This is a genomic window from Mesorhizobium sp. BH1-1-5, from assembly GCF_020165615.1.
GTDB lineage: Bacteria > Pseudomonadota > Alphaproteobacteria > Rhizobiales > Rhizobiaceae > Mesorhizobium.
Genome location: NZ_JAIUIM010000007.1, coordinates 1 through 17,627 on the forward strand (window position 1 = coordinate 1; position 17,627 = coordinate 17,627).

The following is a 17,627-nucleotide window of genomic DNA, read 5'->3' on the forward strand; positions in this document are numbered from 1 at the left end:
GGGCCCGCCGCTGGCGGTGCCTTTTCTGCATTCCTGCTTATGCGCGGCTATGTCTCTGCATGGCACGGCGGAGGTGCTGTCTGATCCCACCCGCCATTCGGTGAGCTATCCCTCTAAAGCGATTCATCGGGATAGACGCCCCACAAGTCGGTCTGTTTGACGAAGCCGGACGTTTCCCCTAACGCGACAGCGCACCACTTTCCGTCACACCGTGTCAGTTTGACTCGGACGCGAGGCTCGAGCCAGGCAGTGATGCGACCATTGATGGTCGGTTTGTTGCGCAGCGCGACATTGTTTTTCGTCCAGGGAGCGACAATCCCAGTTCGGTGCCCCGACAGGAGCGGTCCAAAGATCCAGCCGGTGGTTCCCTCCCAATCTCTTACGCGGCGCCAATTGCCATACTGTTGGTAGATTTCCAGCGGGATGCCCGGGCGTGTCATGACCCATTGGATGTCGTACCCGGTGCCCGGCCCGACGCGCAGGTTGGCGGATGAGGCTTTCAGCGAGACGAAGCGAGGTAGAGGAAGAGTTTTGACCTCCGCCCGCAGCCCGGCCATAGGTGCGGGTATCGAGACCAGCGCTGTTGTTAGAATGAAATGGGCGAGGACGAGTTGTAACCGGCGCCCGACCAGCCGGCGGACTGTCAGGAAGTCGAGCGGCACTTCGGAACTCATGGCCGTTCACCTGCGAATACGGAAGGGATCGATCGTCATCAGACGCCCGTCAGAGGCGCCGCTTGCTGGTCGGGACCAGGCCTACTCGACGAGCATGCGCGCCTCTCGAACCGCATCGACCACTGCGTTCCTGGCGACGTCAGCCGCCATGCCGCCGTTCATGGCTTGGCGGCAGGCGCGTAGTGCCGCCAAATGCTTCTGACTTCCTGCGCTGCGCCAGTGCTTGGTAAGCAAGTCGACCGCCTGATTGGCGTTGGCAAGGTTCTTGATCTCGCCCGAAATGCCGGTCGCCACCGGTACCGGCCTTGAAAACGATGCTTCATACATGGCCTCACCTCCATCGCGATGAATGCCCGGCAAACGCACGCGCGCTGCCGGGCGAAAGCTGAAGTGGCGGTCAGCTTTTGGTGTTGTCCTGAGCCACGCTATTGGTCGGGATCGTGTCCATCGCTGCCAACTTGTCAGCACACAGGTCCGCGGCGCCCGGGGCATCGTTCTTGATCCCGGCCAGTTTCACCCACCCGCCGTCGCTGATGAAACTATCTCTCTGGTACGAGGACGTTCCCTTCAGCTTGGTCAGGTTTTCGCTCGCGTTTGACGCGGTGATGAATTTTTGGACGCAAAGATTGGCGACCAGTTCAGCTCGCGCCTTGATGGCGGATGCCTTCGCCATTTCCGCTGCTGTTCCCGCCAGGGTCCAGCCGCCAGCCGTGAAGCCGACTATCATTGTCAGCACCACGGCGCCGACGACCGACCAGAACCATAATGTCTTAGAGGGCTGATATTCGTCGAGGCGCTGCGAAATCGTTTGATTGGCTGCCATGGTTTCCTCCGTTTGAGACACTCTTTTTGCTTCACGTTGATTTCCGCAATCCGGCCGACAATGGCCAGAAATCGCCCTGTTGATCGACATGATGAGGCGTCTCCGCAGAGGCGACCCAGCTTGGGAGATGGGGCAGGGGGATACCGGGTCCGACCGGCAGAATTTTCGGTCGCGGGCAGGTCCGCGCAGATACTGTTGCGCTCACACTTGTCTCGCGCGCTCCAGCGGCTGAGACGCTGTGCTTGAGCAACCGGAAATTCTCCAAAATGGCGAGCGCGGACAAACTTCACCTCGATGCCGCATATACCGAGCCCGGCCGGAAACTATTCCACGCCGGTAGCAATCATGTGAGGATGCGACAGGCTCGGGTAGCGGAATCGATGGCAACGCCTTGAGGCGTTAAGATCTCCGGCGGCTTCTGAAGCAGGGTGTTGACGCGGCGCCGGCCTTGTGGCCGACGCTGGCGGTGCTGCGCGTGGCGGCTATTTCTCCCGCAATGGCCCGGCGGAAGTTCTGCGTGATCGGCTCGGCGAGGTAGGAAAGTACGGTGCGGGCGCCTGTCCGGATCATGGCTTCGCTCGACATGCCGGGCAGAAGCTTGCGGCCATCGAGCTTGGCGAGTTCGTTCTTCTCGATCAATACGGTCGCTGCGCGCTTATTTGTGGAATTTTCAAATCGGACTATTGCCTTTTAACAAAAAGTGTGAAGCAGGAAAAGGTCTCCTCATGCGAGGGACTTTTGTCCATCCCTTCCGAACTCTTTGAAATCAAACAAGAATATGATAGGTCGCGCCAAAGGAATTGACTGTGATACCCGCGGCAGCGATGAAATAGGCCTATGAGGAAGATAATCGCCGTGGCGCCGATGATGGATTGGGCAGATAGATAAGTAATATCAGATAGTTGCGGGAGGCGGTGTGCAAAAATCGCACACGAAAGTTCTGCTTCTCTTCTTTTTTCGTTCCCACGACGGAGCCGCCGACAGCCCTATCCGGACGCTCTTTTACCGACGATATTCGCCGCTCCATCGCGGATATGCGCCGGGATATCCGTGAACTTCATTGTCCGCCTCGGCGGCGGAGGAGGTGACCTTGCTGACGTGCTCCAGGTAACTCCAGAAAACCGACACAACGGGAGAAGTCGTAGAAGTCCAGAGCTTGAAGCATGCTTTGCGGCTGACTGAGAAGCTAGCGGCAAACGCGGCGGGCATGGTCGCATTAACCCGGAAGGGGACCTTGGCACCGGAGAGTTCGAGGATGCTGTTATTCTCTGCGCTAATGGCACGGTTCCCGTACCTAGTTTAGGCTGCCTTGGCAATTGCCTGCTAATCATCCGACCGCTTACGGCGTCATCCTCTCGACCGGAAACTCTTGCGCACGACTGGCTCCGAACCGTGCAGCATAACCCGGTTGCGGCCGGTTTCCTTCGCTAGATAGAGTGCCTCATCCGCTTGACGCTGTAGTTGCTCCGGCGAGCCGGTCTCCCCAGGAGTCTGAAGGGCTACTCCGATGCTGATGGTAACGCGGCGCGAAACGGGGGATCCAGGGTTGCGAAGCGCGGCAGCCTCGACACCTTCACGAATTCTCTCAGCTACGGAGACCGCTTTTTCCTCGTCCACCTCGGGCAGGAGCACGAGGAACTCTTCGCCACCATATCGGGCCACGTGATCCAGATCGCGCCTGACGTTGTCCTGGATGATCCTGGCCACCTCGACCAGACATCGGTCGCCGTCGGCATGCCCGAGGTGATCATTCAGCTTCTTGAAGTGGTCGATGTCGCACATCAGCATCGCGAAACCGTCAGGGCGACCGTTTCCGTTTCCCCATAGGTGGTTGAGCGTTTCCGTCATCCAGCGCCTATTAGCTATGCCGGTGAGCGGATCGGTTCTCGCCAGGAGTAACAGTCGATCGTTCGCTTCCGCCAGTTCGGCGACCCTGCGCCGGTCGCGAAGCTCAAAAAGGAAAGTCTTTTGAGCGAGAATTGTCATGATGCGCCGAGCGGCGACCGTTGCGAAGATACCGCTCGCAAAAAATAGCGTTGCGGCGACGGCGCTCCCAAACTCAATAGCCGGATTCTGCAGTTGAAAAACGAGATAGAGACCGAGCGCCAGCGCGGCAATGGTGGCAGTCCAGGCGAGAGGGATACCGAAGATGATGATAGCTGTTATGGCCACGAACAGCATGATGTTCAAATGCCGCTCGTAGAATTCGCCGCCCGCGTTGACGCCGACTAACGCGACCGACAACAAAATGAAGAACACGCCAGCGATCAGTGAAGCCGCTTGAAACCAAGCCGCCCGCGGCTGTCGCCAGACAAAAACTGTGGCGATGGCCACTGGCGGGATGATGGCGCCGGGCAGCAGCATGGACAGCGCGACCGGCTCTGGCAGGATCAGCATGTTAATCGCCAGAGTCAGCACATCTAGCAAAGCCACCCAGATCATCCAGGCTCGGATGATCTTCGCCGTTTGCGACCAGACTCGTGCTCGAAACAGCCGTTCAATCTCGCCCTTCAGGCGGATATCGCGCGTGCGGCGCGCCAGAAGTCGGTCAACTTCGGCGGTTAAGACACGGTCTTCCTTCCCGTCGCTTTGCATCAGTTCGGACACAGTCGATAGGCCTTAAGCTGCTTTCTCCTGAAAATTCATCCGGCGCATTCCCTCGTCGGGGCGATGGGCAAGCCTGCCGGATCAATCTGAAGATTTGCTTTCGAGGCGAAAGGATTTCGCGGGCAGGACCAATTTCTTCGGGTGAGGGATCCCGGATCGTCAGGCCTATTTTTGGAGAGCGCTTCACGCATCTGTCGTATACCGCAATTTGAGCGACGCCGAGATAAATCCCAGAGCGGAAGCTGTGAGATGGCTCCCGCAGACCCAGACTGCATCTAATTCGCCTGGGGTTCTTGGAAGCTTTTCGAACTTTCTGGATCGCGCCGCAGCCCGAGTTGCAGTTGCTTATGGACAAGGTGGGTCAGTAGATTCGACTTTCGGGTAAGAGGCGTCGACCTCTGGCACGTGTGCCTTGCTGATAGCGCGCGTGAGCACGAGCGATTAAGCATTCCCAACGACAGCTTTGCGCCCATGCAGGCAGCGGCATACGTCAAAACAACGCTTAAAGCGTGTCGTCTGAATCCGTTTCGACGTGACGCTTGGCTCTGCCGCCCCATTCCTCGGGCGCGACATCGGCGATCGTTTGCGAGAAGGTCCAGGCGTGACCGGCGAGATCGCGGCAGGAATATTGCCGTTCGCCATAGGGGTAGCTCGTCGGCGCGGTCAGCGCCATGGCGCCGCGGCGCATCGCGCGACGGTGGTGCGCATCGACATCCTCGACACGCACCATGACCGAGAATTCCTCGGGCGGCGGCGCGGATCCGCCGCTCTTCAGGGTCGTGACCACGACGGCGCCGTCACGGAAGCCGAGTTGGGCGCGATGATTGCCGATCGTCAGCCGCAATTCGAACCCGAAGGCCTCGCAAAGCCAACGGCTGGCCGCTTCCACGTCTGGGTAGGCAAGCACCGGTATGACCGTATTGGCAGGCATGGAGCGGTTCTGCATGGGCGAGCCTCCTTCCGGCGTCGATGACGGCAGCGCCGAGTTTCAATTATAGGGCGACCGGCATTGCTGCCGCGGGCCGTCATAGGGTTGGTAGCTGCTATCCCAGGCGCGGTAGGAGCGGTAGTTGTCAAAGCACCAGCGCACATGGGCGGCCGCCAGGCGCGCCGCGGGGGGCGGGGGTGGCGCGACCGTGGCGGCCGCCACGCCGGCCGCGAAGGCGGCGGCCGGGAACCAGTAGCCATTGTAGTAGCGATAGCCGGGCCGCATGCGCCAATAACCCCGGTAACCATTGTAGTAATAGGCGCCGCCGACGACGTAGAAGCCGCGCCGGTACCAGATCGGCGTTGCCTGGCTCGTCACGGACGTCGGCGCTGCCGGCGCCGCAAGCGGCATGGCCGCTGCGGGCGAGGCAAGGGCCGCAGCGCTGAGCATCACGCCGCACAAAGCATTGATCGTTCTGTTCATCGATTGTCTCCTCTGGTCTGATGTAGTCACTGGCGCCGCAGCGCCCGCAACTCGGTGACCGACAATGCTTTGTCGCCGTCGGTGTCCGCCTGCAGCAGCCTGTCGGGGACGGCAGCCGTAAATTCGTCGCGCGAGATCTTTCCGTCGCCGTTGCGGTCCATGTGGTTTGCTTCGGCCTGCAGGCCGGTGAACCGTGCAGCCTGCACATCGCGCTTCGACTTGATCTCTTCGATTGCCGCCCGTACCTCGCCAGGCTCGAGCACCCCATTGTGATTGACGTCCAACCGGTCGAACATCCGCGCTCGCGCTGCCTGGATTTCGCTGAACTCGAGCTTCCGGTCGCCATTGGTGTCGATGCGTCGGAACGCTGCCCTGGCGCTCTGGTCGGCAGCGAACGCGCTGCAGCCGCACAGAAGCAGCCCCGCAAGGGCGGTTACGATCTTGGTCATCTGGGTCTCCACTGTAATCGACGGCCCGCCGCGGACCGTCCCTGCAGCGTCTCCTACGCGGAAGTTCGACGGCTCCTACGCGCCGCCCGCAATTTTTTTGAGAACTCGATGCCCGGGACTGACGCTATGGCGGCCAACGAAAAAAATCCGGCCGCGGGCGTAGGAGCACGGACCGGGCGGCGTATTGATCGACAGTCGCTCCCCCGCGACGTCACAATCGAAAGGAACCACCCATGATACGCTCAGCGATCCTTGCGGGCCTGCTTCTAGGCCTCACGCCGATCTGCGCCACCGCGGCGCACGACATGCCCGGCCAGCGCATCCTCCAGCGCCTCGACACCAATGGCGACGGGGCGATCTCGAAGGACGAGATCCTCGCCGCCCGCGAACGTATGTTCAAAAGGCTCGACCGCAACGGGGACGGAATCATCGACGAGAAGGAGATCGAAACTGCCCGGCAAGCCATCGAGGACCGCGCCGAGGCGGCCGAGGCCCGCCTCGGCAATCGTTTGCGGCGCATGGACAGGAATGGTGACGGCAAGGTCACCGAGAACGAGTTTCAGGCGAGCACGCCGCTCTTCGATCTCGCCGACCGCAACGGCGACGGCAGGCTCTCCGCCGACGAGATCGCGACCATTCGCAACATCGTCTCCGCTCACGCCAACTGAACCGACGCACGACCTGGAAGGAAAAACGTGACATGATTTCCAAAGCCAAACTTGCACTGCTAAGCCTCGGCGCAATGGTGGTCTGGTCGGCCGCTTCCCCTGCGTCGGCGGAAGACTGGACACGCAAGACCGCGCATGGCGGCGAGTTGAGCCGCAGTGTCAGCCGGGACGGCAACGTCTATACGGGCTCGACGACGCGAACCGGACCGAACGGCGGCACTTACACGTCCGGTTCCACCTGCAAGGCCGGCGTTGTTGACCGCTGCTCCAGGAGCTATTCTGCCACGGGGCCGAACGGCAAGACCGTTTCGGGCCAGCGCTATTCCGCGGCCGGGCCGTTTCGCGGCCGTTCGGTCGGCAGCTTCACAGGCCCGAACGGCAACACGGTTCACGGCTTTCGCCGCTGGCGCCGCTGACATCTGGTGAGGGACTTGACGTCGGAATTCGCCCTTCTGCCGAGCCGGACCGTCGCGGATTTCGTCCTCGCCGTCGATGCTTCGTCAACCGGTGCCGGCCGCCGTGCCGGGTGAAGCGTCCCGCGGCGACGACGAGCTTCTGGCTCGCATCGCCGCGGGCAGTCAGGCGGCTTTGTCCGAGCTCATGGCACGTTATGGCCGTGGGCTGCGGACTTTCGCCACGCGCTATCTCGGCCATGCCGCCGACGCCGAGGACGTGGTGCAGGAGGTGTTCGTGACCGTCTGGAAGCAGGCCGCGCGCTTCGACCCCGGCAGGGGACGCGCCTCGACGTGGCTCTACCGGATCACGGCCAACCGCTGCATCGACCAGCGCCGGCGCCGCGCGCTGCGCAATTTCTTCGGCCTGGACGACATCGGCGAGGAGCCCGCGGCGCCGGAAGCAAATGCCGAGACCGCGACGGCGGCCAGGCAGGAACTGGCGATCGTGCGCGAAGGCCTGTCCAGCCTGCCGGAGCGTCAGCGGATGGCGCTGCTTCTGAGGGCCGTGGCCGAGCTTGACATCGGCGGCATAGCCGACGTGATGGGCACCAGCACGGGTTCGGTCGAGCAGTTGCTCGTGCGAGGGCGCCGTACACTCAGGGATCTTTTGGCAGATGCGGCCCAGGGCCGCGAAAGGAAGTCCTCATGACACGCGAGGAATTCGAGAAGAACCGGCGCCGCTTCGGCGACGATATCGATGCCTGGCCGGTGCCCTTGAGAGGGCCGGCCCTGGCGTTCATGGCGCTTGACGGCGATGCCGGCGCGGATGGCGCGCTCGACAGGCTGGTGCGGCATGCAGCGCTGGTCGAGGGCGACGATCGCGCCCTGGCGCGCGAGGTGATGGCACGGATCGAGCGCGGCGCGGCGCGGCCGTCCCGGCTGCCGCGCTTCCTTGTTGCGCCGGCGGGCCTCGCGGCTTGCACGGCAGCCGTCCTCGTCGCCGCGACGCTCGCCGGCTACCAGGTAGCAGGCCTTCAGGACCAGCCCCAGGATTCCGAACTTCTGGCGCTGGCTGCGGGCGCCAGGCTTGCAGATGATGGAGGGTCGGCGATCGCGGCAGATCCGGGCGAGGGGGATCCGCTATGACCAGGCGTTCATGGATATGGGCGGCCGTGCTGGTTGTGCTCGCGCTGTCGCTTGCCCTCAACTTCTTTTTCATTGGCTATGCCGCGCATGGCCTGCGCCAGGCGGCCGTTGCGCGCGGGCTGCTGGCGGAGGTCGCGGGCGCCTATTCGCCTGAGGTGCGCAAGGAGTTCCGCGCGGTCATGCGCGACAACCGCGCCCGCACGTTCGAAGCGCTGCGGCAGCTGCGCGCGGCGCGCGCCGATCTGAAAGCGGTCGAGAAGGCGCGACCCTTCAACGAAGCGGCGGTCAGCCAGGCGATGGCCGCAGTGCGCGCCGCCACGACCAATCTTCAGGCAACGGTGCAGGATTATCTGCTTGCCGCCATGAAGAACGTCAATGCGAAGCCGGCCGGCGGCGGATGAGCGGATCGCCGCACTCGCGGCACAATTGCGGTGACTTATTTCAACATCGGAAACATGATGACGGTCCAATGCGGCACGACGGGCTTGTCCTGATATTGCTGTGGCGCGAGCTGGTCGCCGGCCTGCGTGCGATGCGGCGCTGCGATCTTGCCTGGATCGCGTTCGGCGGCAGTGGTCTTCTGGCCTATGCGGTCGCCGATACCGTGATCGCCTTGGATACTGCGGCGCCGAAACTCCGCCACGACCAACTTCTATGGACTGTCGGCCTGCCACTTGCCTTGGCGGTGCTCGGAGTGCTCGCCGGCAACGCGGTGTCCGAGCTCTGCCTTCAACGCGCCTTCGCGCCCTTCCTCGGGGCGCTGCCGCTTGCGCCCGGCAGCGCTGCCATATGGCCGGCGTGGCGACGCTCGTGCTCGCAGCACCGCTCGTGCTGTTGGTTGCCGTTTCGGCCGGCCTTGCCTGCGCTGTGATTGGCAAGCCGTTGGCGCTCGCCGCGGGCTTGGGCGCTGCGATCATGTTTGTCGCTGAGATCAAGAAGGGCAAATACGTCTACTATCACTGCACGGGGCATACCAACAAAGGCCGGGGCGGATACGGTGATTGCCGCCGGAAATATGTCCGCGAGGAAGTGCTCGATCAGGCATTCGCAAACCTGCTTGACCGGTTGCATTTCGACGAAGAGATACGGGAATGGGTCAAGGCAGCCCTCATGGCCAGCCATGCCGACGAGCACCGCGAGCATGAGCAGGCGATCCATCGATGCCAGGTCGAGTACAAACGGCTCGAGGATCGGCTGCACGCCATGTACCTCGACAAGCTCGATGGCCGCATCGACAACGCCTTCTACGACCGGATGTCAGCACAGTGGCGAATCGAACAGACGCGGCTGCTATGCGAGATAGAGCGCCATGGTAGCGCCGAAGAATCATACATGGAGGATGGCATCCGGCTGCTGGAATTGTCGCGCAACGCCCGCCGACTGCTTGCGAAACAGCCTGTGCATGAGAAAAAGCGGCTTTTGAATCTCGTGCTGTCGAACTGCCAATGGAACCAAGGCGAGGTTCACGCCATCTTCAGGCAACCGTTTGATCCACTTGCGGAAACGGTCGCAGCCGGAGCAGCGATAGGCGCACAGCGGGGAGCTTTATCGACAGGGAGTCCAGTTTGGCTGGGATTCCTAGAAGCTTTTCGAACTTTCTGGGTCGGACCTCACCCGGAATTACGTGCACTTATCGGGCAATTTGGGACATTAGATCCGGTATTCGAAAAAATCTGACGCGACATCGACTTTCTGACGTAAGATCCCCGGATAGTTTCTCCCGGCCGAAACGGCGGCAACCGTCGTGATCGAGATGGCCCTAAGGCGCCACGCAAGCATTCAGACCCAACGAAAAGCGCGCCTGAGTTCCTTCACCCCGTCTTTCTCGTACCAGCGGCCATGGGCGAAAATAATGCGCTCTGGCGCCCAGACAATCATCTGCCGAACCGCCTTTCGCAGAGCCTGGCTTGAGCGGAAGAAAGTCAATTGCATATCGATCGGAGCCTTGCCGTCGGGATCGGCGGCCCCAGAAAGATGCACAAGCAGGCGGAGGAACCAGCTGTGGATGCGGTTCAGTTCGAAGTTCTCAATGAGATCCGTCAGGATCAGCGTCCGCGACACGCGATGGAAGAACACGGCTTCTGTCAGCACGTCGCCTTTGACCACCAGAAGATCGATTTCGTTCGGCCAGGGAGACTGTCTGTCCATCAACAGTTGGTCGACCTGGATCGGCCTTTTGGCGCGCTTTTCAAGGCCGGGGACGGCATAGACCGGGACGTCCCGCAATTGCGCCTTCCAGTCCGGTATCCACCAGTAGTGCAGCGAATTCGGCGCTACGAGGAAACGGATGGGTCCCAATTTATCGAGGGCCGAATGAAGTCCGGGCGAAAACTCAACGGGCGAGTGAAGGATCAGGTCTCCATTGCTCATTCTGATCACCGTCATCCGGGTGGTGAAGGGCAGTTTCAGCCCGATCCGGTTCAAGGTGATTTCAGGGCCATCGACGATCCATAAGTCAGGGGCGACCGGCTTGAGGACATTGAGCGGCACGTAGGACACCAGCGTCGGTTCCTTCCGAAGGGTCACTGTTCATGGCGTCATCGGCTCAGATGCCTCAGCCGCCGCAGCGATTCCGCCAGCAATGGCTCCTGCCGCAGCATTTCGCGCAGGTGATCCGCGGCAAGCTTCTCCAGCAGGTGGCTGCCTTCGACAGTCATCGTCACAAGGACGCTGCGACGGTCGCTGGGAGCTTGCTTGCGCTCGACCAAACCGGCGCTGACCAGACGGTCGACCAGTTGCACCGCGCCGTTCGGCTGCAGCAGCATGTCGCGGGCGAGGTCCCGGATCATGATTGCCCGGTCCGGATGCACCCTGATTGCCAGCATCGCCTGATATTGCTGGGAGGTGACGCCGGCGGCGGTCAGCGTGGCCTCGCTGAAGGCGAGAAAGCGTCGCATCGCCCCGCGAAAACCGGCCAGTCCTTCATAGACGCTGTCGTCAAGAGCCGTGGATTCGACGGGATCGAAAGTGTCATCCGCGGGATCGATCGTTTGCGAGGCCACAACGTCCGTCCAGCCGCGACGGCGCGCCACACGGTTTTCGTGTGCTGAATCGCCGAGTGCCGGTCGTTCGCGCTCTGCCACTCTTCTCAATCCCGCCATTTTATGTCATGGCATGACATATTCGATTGTAGCTGAAAATGCCAGCAGATTTGGCTGACGTTTGTCGGCTGCAAGAGACGCGGCCCAGTTGCCGGCCGTCCATCGGCTTCGGGCGGGCGAACCCAATGACAAGGAGCGGCATGTCTGCGCCAAGCAATTCGGAAAGTCCGATCAGGAAGCTTGAGACTCTCTATCCCGTCGAGACGGTACCAGCCGACGAGCAAAGTCGGCGGCTGAACCTGCTTTCTCTTTCGCTGCTCGCTTTGGGACTCGGCATCGTCACCGGACTGGGCGCGGTAGTCTTTCGGGATCTGATCGGGCTGCTGCACAATCTGTTCTTCAACGGCACGCTGGCCATTGCCTACGACGCCAACGTTTTCACTGCGCCGAGTCGCTGGGGACCGTTCGTTATCCTGGCGCCCGTGGTTGGTGCGGTGATCGTCACCTTCCTCGTGTCCAACTTCGCACCGGAGGCAAAGGGCCACGGCGTACCCGAAGTGATGGACGCCATCTATTATAAGGAAGGGAAAATCCGGCCGATCGTGGCTCTGGTAAAATCGCTCGCCTCGGCCGTCGCCATTGGCTCGGGGTCGTCGGTCGGGCGCGAGGGGCCGATTATCCAGATCGGCTCGGCGCTGGGCTCGACGCTCGGCCAGATCATAAATATGCCGGTCGGTCAGCGCATTGCCATGGTCGCCTCCGGCGCCGGCGCCGGCATTGCAGCCACTTTTAACACGCCAATCGGCGGCGTGATGTTCGCCATCGAGCTGATGATGCCGGAAGTGAGCGTCAGCACGTTTCTGCCAGTGGCTATCGCGACCGGCACGGCAACCTTCGTCGGTCGCTGGTTCTTCGGCCAGCAGCCGGCCTTTCTCGTACCTCCTCTGCAGGCGCTGCCCGCCGATGCCAACGCCGTCATCCTACTGGTTCTCTATGCGGCTTTGGGTGCGATTGTGGGCGTGGCGGCAGCGGGCTTCATCCGCGGCCTGCATCTGGCCGAGGACTGGTTCGACAAGATTCCCGGCCGCTATACTCGCCATGTGATCGGCATGCTGGCGCTTGGTGTGCTGATGTACGTGCTCTTCGTCACGCTCGGGCAGTACTATGTCGACGGCGTCGGTTATGCCACGATCGAAAGCATCCTGACGGGCCACACATCCATCGTCTGGCTGCTGGTCTTGCTGTTCGTCTGTAAGATGGTGGCCACTTCCATCAGCCTTGGCGGGGGCTCGTCCGGCGGTATCTTCTCGCCTTCGCTGTTCATGGGTGCGACCCTTGGCGGCGGGTTCGCGGCGCTGCTGCAGGCGGTCGGTGTTCCCGTTCAGGTCAGCATTCCGGCCTTCGCCATGGTCGGCATGGGCGCCATGGTTGGCGGCGGTACGGGGGCGGTGATGACCGCCGTCACCATGACCTTCGAGATGACGCGCGAATACGACATCGTCATGCCGATGATCCTCGCGGTTGCCACCAGCGTCGGTGTGCGACGGCTGCTGTCCCGCGAGAACATCTACACGCTCAAGTTGGTGCGGCGTGGTCGCGCCATCCCCAAAGCGCTGCATGCTAACATGTTCCTTGTGCGTCACGCCCACGAGGTCATGGACGCCGACATCATGGTTCTGCCGGCGGAGCAGGGCTTCGACGAGTTCCTGCGCGAGCATGAGACGGAGGGGCGCCTTCGCCATGTTGTGATCACCCGAGGCGATCAGATCTTTGGCGTCTTGCGCGTCAATACGGGGCTGCGGCGCGGTCTGGGAGGCGCCCGCACCGGCGTGACCCTCGGCGACATCGCCAGCCGGGACTTCACCGTCGTGGGCGAGGACACGGTCGCCTCCGATGTCATCGAGCGAATTTGGCGCAGGAATGCCTTCATGGCGGTGGTCGTGAGCGGACGCGGCATCCCGCGGGCTTCCGATGTCGTCGGCGTCATCACACGCGAACATGTCGCCAATTCAGTGGCCGAGGGCATCCGGATCTATCCGCGATAACAGTAGGCCCGAACGAGCAAGCGATCTTGAGCACCCTCGACACGACGGGCGGTGGAAGAAAGAGAAGGGACATTCCATGACCGAAGAAACGCCGCCGGCGGACGAGGAAAAGCCGTTGGCGGAAGAGAACTACTGGGAAACCGCCGCATGGGGACCGTGGCCGACACGCAAGAACAACCAACGAAGGCTCTTTCCTACTGTACAACAGCTCGATGCGCCCCAGCGCCTTAGCAAGATCGTGCCTTCCTGAATCTGATTGCCAGTTCGACCAACTCCGCAACCGGAAGAAATTTCCCACGGCGATGGAATAGTTTCCGGAATAGATCGGTAGATGCAGCGTTGAGGGTGAGCTTCGACTGTGGCGGGTTGCCTCCAGAGGCCGCTGTCGGAACCAGGACCGAAGCAGGCATTGATGACACATGGCTATTCGACGCCTGCACTTCGCGAGGAAAGCGCTCCCATCTGGCCCAGCGGTTGCGTCCCTGACCGCTGGGCCGATCCCAAGCCGAGGCTATGCAGAATGGTATGAGCGCGAACTTCGACGTCACACCTTATCTGGAAGATTTATGGCGTTATGCGCGGGTGCTCACGCGTGATGACTCGGATGCTGACGACCTAGTCCAGGAGGCGCTCGTCCGCGCCTTGTCTTTGGCCAAGTCCTACGATACTTCGCGTCCGCTGTTACCCTGGCTGATCGCTATCGTCCGGAATACTTTTTTGTCCAGCGCAAGCCGCATGGCGGCCGACCGTCAGCGCCTTGCCTCTTACGCTGACCTGTCCGATAGAACGTCGCCGCCAACGCAGGAGCATTGTGCCGAACTTGCCGACGTGGAAAAGGCGCTCTCTGGCATGCCGGCGGAACAGGCGGAAGTTCTTCATCTGGTTGGCGTGTTGGGTTTCACTTATTCGGAAGCTGCCGAGTTGCTGGGAGTGCCCGCTGGGACGGTCATGTCGCGCTTGAGCCGAGCCCGCTCCGCGCTGAAACACAGCGTGGAGAAAGCAAGCGGCCAGGCATCGGGTCCGTTGAGAGTTGTGGGAGGCCGTGATGTGGCCCAATAGCCGGATTTCAGACGAGGAGATCAACCGGTTCCTCGACGGCGAGCTCTCGCCGTCGCAGCGATCCGACCTGCAAGCGCGGCTTGCGCTGGAGCCGGAACGTGCGGCCGAGGTGTTTGCACATGCGCAGCGCATGGAGGCTTTGCGCAATGCTCAACCGCAGCGAACTTTTCCGCCGCGCGCGAGTCTGGAAAAGGCAAGGCAGTTGGAGCGGGTGTTCCGTCGAAAGAAGCTGGTAGCTGTCCTCAAACTGCAGGTCGCCGCTGCCGCTCTCATTGCAGTCGGGTGGTCGGCAAACTCACTGACCGTACCGCTTCGCCAGGGCGGCAAGACGGCTGATGAAAGCTTCATCCTGGCCGCGAGAGACGCCTTGAAAGTTGCGCAGCTCAATGCAGGCCCTGACAGGGGCAACGAGCCGAAGCAGGACAAAATTGAACGGCTGGTCGGTGCAGTCAACGTCAGCATGCCGACCTTGCCGTCGGTGTGGGTGGTGAAGGACGTCCAGGTGCAGCCCTGGAACGGGCAGCAGAGCCTTGTCGTGACAGCCGACACCCCCAGCGTTGGCCGGATCACGCTCGTCGCGGCTCCGATGAACGGCGAGGATGCTGTTCCTCCAACCCCCGCCACTGACGGTCGGGTGCCGACGGTCTACTGGCAATCGGGGGGCACGGCTTACGCTTTGATGGGGTCCGCCGCGCCCGATCGGCTCGAAGTCGAAGCAAAGCAAATCGAAGTCGCCACCCGCAGAAACGTTGCGCCAAAGACAAGAGGCTAGCCAGTCGGTAATGCCATCAGAAGGGAACCGAATGCACTCACTCTGTGACCATTGGCAGTCGGCGTCACTAGCGTATCGTCGGAGCGGCTTTGGTTGGCCCTGTGGCCGACCGACTGCTGCCCTCCCGCAGACAGGGAGACCAGCGCCATGAACGTGCTGTCGTTCGAAAGGCGGTACTTTCCGTCCACCTGCCCGGTCTGTGCCGGGATGGCCCTGGAGGCCGAGCTCACGTCTCGCAAGGTCGAATTCCAATGTGCATCTTGCGGGGCGTTTGAGATTACTTCCGCGGCGCGCTCCGCGATGAGAGGGCTGTCGCAGGAAAACCGTGCTGTGTGGTTGTCGCGAGCTAGGCAGGCGGGTTCCACGATTCCTCTGGTCGACTGCGCAAACGAAACGCTGCACCGAGACGACCGCTCCGGTGCGCACAGCTAGGTTCAAGGAAGTGCGGCTGCGCGGGCACTTCCTAACGGCCCGGCATCAGGCTGGGGTGGTGTCGGGCCGTTTTCATTCACCACCAGCTCAGCCCCAATATCGCAGCGTTCATATCCAGGCGATCACGATGCGCAGATTGGAAGAGTACGAAGAAATAGGCCTGATCGGTTATCCAGGCGACGAAGATTATACCGCAGTCCTCGGCGGTCGAGATAACCAGAACTGGCTGCTTGGTGGTGAGCTTTGCAGGCTGGATGGGACTGTCGTTGCCGACCAAGCCGCAGGCCTGCCCAGATACTACCCGCAGGGATCGCGTCTTGTCCTGGTGGCGATCAGGGACAACTGGATCGTCGCGCTGAGGGACTACGACACGGCTGGGATCAGCCAAAAACCCGACTGATGATCGCGAGGAGCACTTTGGCTGCAGGGGAAAGGGATTCAAGCGAGAACCAGCGGCTGGCCGATCTCCAGGCCGCGGCGATGCTGCGCATGTCTGGCTCCGTGTCGTTTGATGCCGATACTGAGAGCGATCTCTCGGCGATCGCTGCCGAGATGAATCTGGATCGATTGGAGCTCATTCGGCTGGCGGTTGGGCAATGGCTCGCGTTGCGCAAAGGCGGGCGCTTTCCGACCGACGACAGCGCGCCAGTGGTGGCTGTCCGCTCGGACATCTGTGACTAGATTTTCAACGAGAGCTGAGCCAGGCCATGCTTCACAGACACGCCAACGGTAGGTCCGCTTTGGACTTGTACGAGCCAATCAACGTTCTCAAGCCGGTGGCGTCCGACCTCTGGATTGTCGATGGATCTGAAATCAGGTTCGGTTTGGGTTGGCTGAAATTCCCCTTCTCAACGCGCATGACGATCGTTCGGCTGCGAAGTGGGGAATTGGTCCTCCATTCGCCGGTGGCGTATTCCCCCGCGCTTCGGTCAGCCATCGAGATATTGGGACCAATTCGTTATCTGGTTGCGCCGAATTCGCTGCACTATTGGTGGGTGCCCGACTGGAAAGCCGCGGTCCCCGCTGCAAAGGTTCTGGCTGTACGAGGTCTCACGCGTCGGGCGAAGCGTCATATCGATGTTGATACACTGCTGGTGGGGCGTCATTCGCCCTGGCCCGACGACGTGGACCTTCTGGTGGTGCGCGGCGATATGCTAACGGAGGCTGTATTGTTTCACCGGAGTTCCAGAACATTAATCCTGACTGACCTGATCGAGAACTTTGAGCCAAGTCGGATTCATAGCTGGTTTCTCAGAATTCTCGTGAAGGTTGCTGGCGCTGCGGATCCGGACGGCAAAGCTCCTATCGACATGCGAATGAGCTTCTTTGGGCGCCGCACCGCGCTACGCATGGCCGTTCGCCAGATGCTCGACTGGGATCCGGAACGCGTCATCGTCTCGCATGGACGATGGTATGAGAAAGACGGTCTTTCCGAGCTGCAGCGGGCGTTTCGTTGGGCGTTGTGAGCACCCTGCTCAAAAGCTTAACGCCCTTTTGGTTAGTCTCTCTAATCGGAGCGTCTAGACTGGGCTCCAGCCATGAGCAAATCGCTGAAAATCGCACTCTTGATCGCGTTGCCGGCGGCTGTTGCCATCATCTTGTCCGTGTGGCTTTTCGAGCCACCCGATTGGGAGGGCGGCTCTGAGGCCCCTAAACAGCCTAGACGGCATCTCCCGATACCGCCCGCCGCCTCCTGATTGCCTCGGCAATGAACACCCGGGACATCGCATGATAGAGTGGCTCGTGCGAAATGAGGCGGGCAGTCCCGTAAACCCAGCATCGCCGCGCACATCAGCGCAATGAGGTTGTCGTGGTCGCCGGTCATCTCCAGGACGATAACGAAGGCGGTCATCGGCGCCTGCACGACGCCGGCGCAATAGCCGGCCATACCAAGCAGGGCGGCTAGGCCGGTGCCGGTGCCGAGGATCAGGCCGAGCGTGCTCCGAAAGCCGGCGCTGACAGCAAGGGACGGCGCGAAGATACCCCTGGGATGCCTGACACCATCGACAGCAGGCCGGCCGCGAACTTCTCCACGAAAAAGAACCTTCGGAACGGGCTATATCCAGGCGCGCGGTGCAATCGGAGGCACTCCGCTGCCGCCGTTC

23 protein-coding genes and 2 pseudogenes are annotated in these 17,627 nt (G+C 61.6%); 13 read left to right on the forward strand and 12 right to left on the reverse strand.

All coding sequences use genetic code 11. The features are described 5' to 3' along the window. Positions 1-113: 113 nt before the first annotated feature. The 8 genes and pseudogenes from LB572_RS11005 to LB572_RS11040 form a co-directional block, all read right to left on the reverse strand. A complete protein-coding gene (locus tag LB572_RS11005; RefSeq protein ID WP_224667736.1) occupies positions 114-674 on the reverse strand; it encodes an SH3 domain-containing protein in 561 nt (186 codons plus the stop codon). 81 nt (positions 675-755) lie between these two features. Continuing rightward, positions 756-1,001, reverse strand: a complete 246-nt coding sequence (locus LB572_RS11010) for a DUF982 domain-containing protein (protein WP_224667737.1) — start codon at positions 999-1,001, stop codon at positions 756-758. 70 nt (positions 1,002-1,071) lie between these two features. Then, complete coding sequence (locus tag LB572_RS11015; RefSeq protein WP_412033554.1) at positions 1,072-1,587, reverse strand: hypothetical protein; 516 nt, start codon at positions 1,585-1,587, stop codon at positions 1,072-1,074. Positions 1,588-1,992: 405 nt separating this feature from the next. After that, positions 1,993-2,148: pseudogene (locus tag LB572_RS11020) on the reverse strand (HlyD family type I secretion periplasmic adaptor subunit); the annotation flags it as partial. Positions 2,149-2,844: 696 nt separating this feature from the next. Continuing rightward, positions 2,845-4,092: a GGDEF domain-containing protein gene (locus tag LB572_RS11025; RefSeq protein ID WP_224667908.1), complete on the reverse strand. Its 1,248-nt coding sequence runs from the start codon at positions 4,090-4,092 to the stop codon at positions 2,845-2,847. A gap of 514 nt (positions 4,093-4,606) precedes the next feature. Next, complete coding sequence (locus tag LB572_RS11030; protein ID WP_224667738.1) at positions 4,607-5,050, reverse strand: VOC family protein; 444 nt, start codon at positions 5,048-5,050, stop codon at positions 4,607-4,609. 42 nt (positions 5,051-5,092) lie between these two features. Continuing rightward, positions 5,093-5,515, reverse strand: a complete 423-nt coding sequence (locus LB572_RS11035; protein ID WP_224667739.1) for a BA14K family protein — start codon at positions 5,513-5,515, stop codon at positions 5,093-5,095. A gap of 26 nt (positions 5,516-5,541) precedes the next feature. Then, positions 5,542-5,964, reverse strand: a complete 423-nt coding sequence (locus LB572_RS11040; protein WP_224667740.1) for an EF-hand domain-containing protein — start codon at positions 5,962-5,964, stop codon at positions 5,542-5,544. Between the two features lie 233 nt (positions 5,965-6,197). On the opposite strand from LB572_RS11040, the gene LB572_RS11045 reads away from it, so the two are divergent. From LB572_RS11045 to LB572_RS11065, 5 genes are all read left to right on the forward strand, one after another. Then, positions 6,198-6,632, forward strand: coding sequence for an EF-hand domain-containing protein (locus LB572_RS11045; protein ID WP_224667741.1), 435 nt, complete (start codon positions 6,198-6,200; stop codon positions 6,630-6,632). 32 nt (positions 6,633-6,664) lie between these two features. Continuing rightward, positions 6,665-7,048, forward strand: a complete 384-nt coding sequence (locus tag LB572_RS11050) for a hypothetical protein (protein ID WP_224667742.1) — start codon at positions 6,665-6,667, stop codon at positions 7,046-7,048. Between the two features lie 76 nt (positions 7,049-7,124). Beyond that, positions 7,125-7,736: an RNA polymerase sigma factor gene (locus tag LB572_RS11055; protein WP_224667743.1), complete on the forward strand. Its 612-nt coding sequence runs from the start codon at positions 7,125-7,127 to the stop codon at positions 7,734-7,736. Next, positions 7,733-8,173 carry a hypothetical protein gene (locus LB572_RS11060; RefSeq protein ID WP_224667744.1) on the forward strand — a complete coding sequence of 147 codons (441 nt, stop codon included), beginning with the start codon at positions 7,733-7,735 and terminating at the stop codon, positions 8,171-8,173. The genes LB572_RS11055 and LB572_RS11060 overlap by 4 nt, the downstream gene beginning before the upstream one ends. After that, positions 8,170-8,574: a periplasmic heavy metal sensor gene (locus LB572_RS11065; protein ID WP_224667745.1), complete on the forward strand. Its 405-nt coding sequence runs from the start codon at positions 8,170-8,172 to the stop codon at positions 8,572-8,574. The genes LB572_RS11060 and LB572_RS11065 overlap by 4 nt, the downstream gene beginning before the upstream one ends. 35 nt (positions 8,575-8,609) lie before the next feature. Here the strand turns inward: LB572_RS11065 and LB572_RS11070 are convergent, their stop codons facing one another. Then, the gene (locus LB572_RS11070) at positions 8,610-8,816 is read right to left on the reverse strand and encodes a hypothetical protein (protein WP_224667746.1); all 207 of its coding nucleotides are present in this window, start codon (positions 8,814-8,816) and stop codon (positions 8,610-8,612) included. Between the two features lie 146 nt (positions 8,817-8,962). Here LB572_RS11070 and LB572_RS11075 point away from each other — a divergent pair, with 146 nt between their 5' ends. Further along, a complete protein-coding gene (locus LB572_RS11075; protein WP_224667747.1) occupies positions 8,963-9,850 on the forward strand; it encodes a zinc ribbon domain-containing protein in 888 nt (295 codons plus the stop codon). Positions 9,851-9,952: 102 nt separating this feature from the next. On the opposite strand, the gene LB572_RS11080 is transcribed toward LB572_RS11075, so the two are convergent. Then, positions 9,953-10,672 (reverse strand): DUF4336 domain-containing protein, encoded by a 720-nt coding sequence (locus tag LB572_RS11080; RefSeq protein WP_224667748.1) that lies wholly within the window; start codon positions 10,670-10,672, stop codon positions 9,953-9,955. Positions 10,673-10,710: 38 nt separating this feature from the next. Then, positions 10,711-11,256, reverse strand: a complete 546-nt coding sequence (locus LB572_RS11085; RefSeq protein WP_224667749.1) for a MarR family winged helix-turn-helix transcriptional regulator — start codon at positions 11,254-11,256, stop codon at positions 10,711-10,713. Positions 11,257-11,414: 158 nt separating this feature from the next. On the opposite strand from LB572_RS11085, the gene LB572_RS11090 reads away from it, so the two are divergent. From LB572_RS11090 to LB572_RS11120, 7 genes are all read left to right on the forward strand, one after another. Further along, positions 11,415-13,259 (forward strand): chloride channel protein, encoded by a 1,845-nt coding sequence (locus tag LB572_RS11090; protein WP_224667750.1) that lies wholly within the window; start codon positions 11,415-11,417, stop codon positions 13,257-13,259. Between the two features lie 76 nt (positions 13,260-13,335). Then, the gene (locus LB572_RS11095; RefSeq protein ID WP_181179671.1) at positions 13,336-13,509 is read left to right on the forward strand and encodes a hypothetical protein; all 174 of its coding nucleotides are present in this window, start codon (positions 13,336-13,338) and stop codon (positions 13,507-13,509) included. A 275-nt stretch (positions 13,510-13,784) separates the two neighbouring features. Then, entirely contained in the window at positions 13,785-14,318 is a 534-nt protein-coding gene (locus LB572_RS11100) for a sigma-70 family RNA polymerase sigma factor (protein WP_140807037.1), read from the forward strand. Next, positions 14,305-15,090 carry an anti-sigma factor family protein gene (locus LB572_RS11105; protein ID WP_140807036.1) on the forward strand — a complete coding sequence of 262 codons (786 nt, stop codon included), beginning with the start codon at positions 14,305-14,307 and terminating at the stop codon, positions 15,088-15,090. The genes LB572_RS11100 and LB572_RS11105 overlap by 14 nt, the downstream gene beginning before the upstream one ends. Before the next feature lie 559 nt (positions 15,091-15,649). Then, complete coding sequence (locus LB572_RS11110; RefSeq protein WP_224667751.1) at positions 15,650-15,922, forward strand: hypothetical protein; 273 nt, start codon at positions 15,650-15,652, stop codon at positions 15,920-15,922. Continuing rightward, a complete protein-coding gene (locus LB572_RS11115) occupies positions 15,922-16,203 on the forward strand; it encodes a hypothetical protein (RefSeq protein ID WP_140807034.1) in 282 nt (93 codons plus the stop codon). The genes LB572_RS11110 and LB572_RS11115 overlap by 1 nt, the downstream gene beginning before the upstream one ends. A 65-nt stretch (positions 16,204-16,268) precedes the next feature. Continuing rightward, a complete protein-coding gene (locus LB572_RS11120; protein WP_224667752.1) occupies positions 16,269-16,988 on the forward strand; it encodes a DUF4336 domain-containing protein in 720 nt (239 codons plus the stop codon). A 193-nt stretch (positions 16,989-17,181) separates the two neighbouring features. On the opposite strand, the pseudogene LB572_RS11125 reads toward LB572_RS11120, so the two are convergent. Beyond that, a pseudogene (locus LB572_RS11125) lies at positions 17,182-17,565 on the reverse strand (chloride channel protein); the annotation flags it as partial. Positions 17,566-17,627 lie beyond the last annotated feature (62 nt).

What these genes read in the sequence shown, in the direction of transcription:
- LB572_RS11090 (WP_224667750.1), top strand. Translation starts at nt 11,415, where the DNA reads ATGTCTGCGCCAAGCAATTCGGAAAGTCCGATCAGGAAGCTTGAGACT.
- LB572_RS11015 (WP_412033554.1), bottom strand. Translation starts at nt 1,587, where the DNA reads ATGTCGATCAACAGGGCGATTTCTGGCCATTGTCGGCCGGATTGCGGA.
- LB572_RS11110 (WP_224667751.1), top strand. Translation starts at nt 15,650, where the DNA reads ATGCGCAGATTGGAAGAGTACGAAGAAATAGGCCTGATCGGTTATCCA.
- LB572_RS11115 (WP_140807034.1), top strand. Translation starts at nt 15,922, where the DNA reads ATGATCGCGAGGAGCACTTTGGCTGCAGGGGAAAGGGATTCAAGCGAG.
- LB572_RS11060 (WP_224667744.1), top strand. Translation starts at nt 7,733, where the DNA reads ATGACACGCGAGGAATTCGAGAAGAACCGGCGCCGCTTCGGCGACGAT.
- LB572_RS11035 (WP_224667739.1), bottom strand. Translation starts at nt 5,515, where the DNA reads ATGAACAGAACGATCAATGCTTTGTGCGGCGTGATGCTCAGCGCTGCG.
- LB572_RS11095 (WP_181179671.1), top strand. Translation starts at nt 13,336, where the DNA reads ATGACCGAAGAAACGCCGCCGGCGGACGAGGAAAAGCCGTTGGCGGAA.
- LB572_RS11045 (WP_224667741.1), top strand. Translation starts at nt 6,198, where the DNA reads ATGATACGCTCAGCGATCCTTGCGGGCCTGCTTCTAGGCCTCACGCCG.
- LB572_RS11055 (WP_224667743.1), top strand. Translation starts at nt 7,125, where the DNA reads ATGCTTCGTCAACCGGTGCCGGCCGCCGTGCCGGGTGAAGCGTCCCGC.
- LB572_RS11005 (WP_224667736.1), bottom strand. Translation starts at nt 674, where the DNA reads ATGAGTTCCGAAGTGCCGCTCGACTTCCTGACAGTCCGCCGGCTGGTC.
- LB572_RS11075 (WP_224667747.1), top strand. Translation starts at nt 8,963, where the DNA reads ATGGCCGGCGTGGCGACGCTCGTGCTCGCAGCACCGCTCGTGCTGTTG.
- LB572_RS11050 (WP_224667742.1), top strand. Translation starts at nt 6,665, where the DNA reads ATGATTTCCAAAGCCAAACTTGCACTGCTAAGCCTCGGCGCAATGGTG.
- LB572_RS11040 (WP_224667740.1), bottom strand. Translation starts at nt 5,964, where the DNA reads ATGACCAAGATCGTAACCGCCCTTGCGGGGCTGCTTCTGTGCGGCTGC.
- LB572_RS11010 (WP_224667737.1), bottom strand. Translation starts at nt 1,001, where the DNA reads ATGTATGAAGCATCGTTTTCAAGGCCGGTACCGGTGGCGACCGGCATT.
- LB572_RS11100 (WP_140807037.1), top strand. Translation starts at nt 13,785, where the DNA reads ATGAGCGCGAACTTCGACGTCACACCTTATCTGGAAGATTTATGGCGT.
- LB572_RS11030 (WP_224667738.1), bottom strand. Translation starts at nt 5,050, where the DNA reads ATGCAGAACCGCTCCATGCCTGCCAATACGGTCATACCGGTGCTTGCC.
- LB572_RS11025 (WP_224667908.1), bottom strand. Translation starts at nt 4,092, where the DNA reads ATGCAAAGCGACGGGAAGGAAGACCGTGTCTTAACCGCCGAAGTTGAC.
- LB572_RS11105 (WP_140807036.1), top strand. Translation starts at nt 14,305, where the DNA reads ATGTGGCCCAATAGCCGGATTTCAGACGAGGAGATCAACCGGTTCCTC.
- LB572_RS11065 (WP_224667745.1), top strand. Translation starts at nt 8,170, where the DNA reads ATGACCAGGCGTTCATGGATATGGGCGGCCGTGCTGGTTGTGCTCGCG.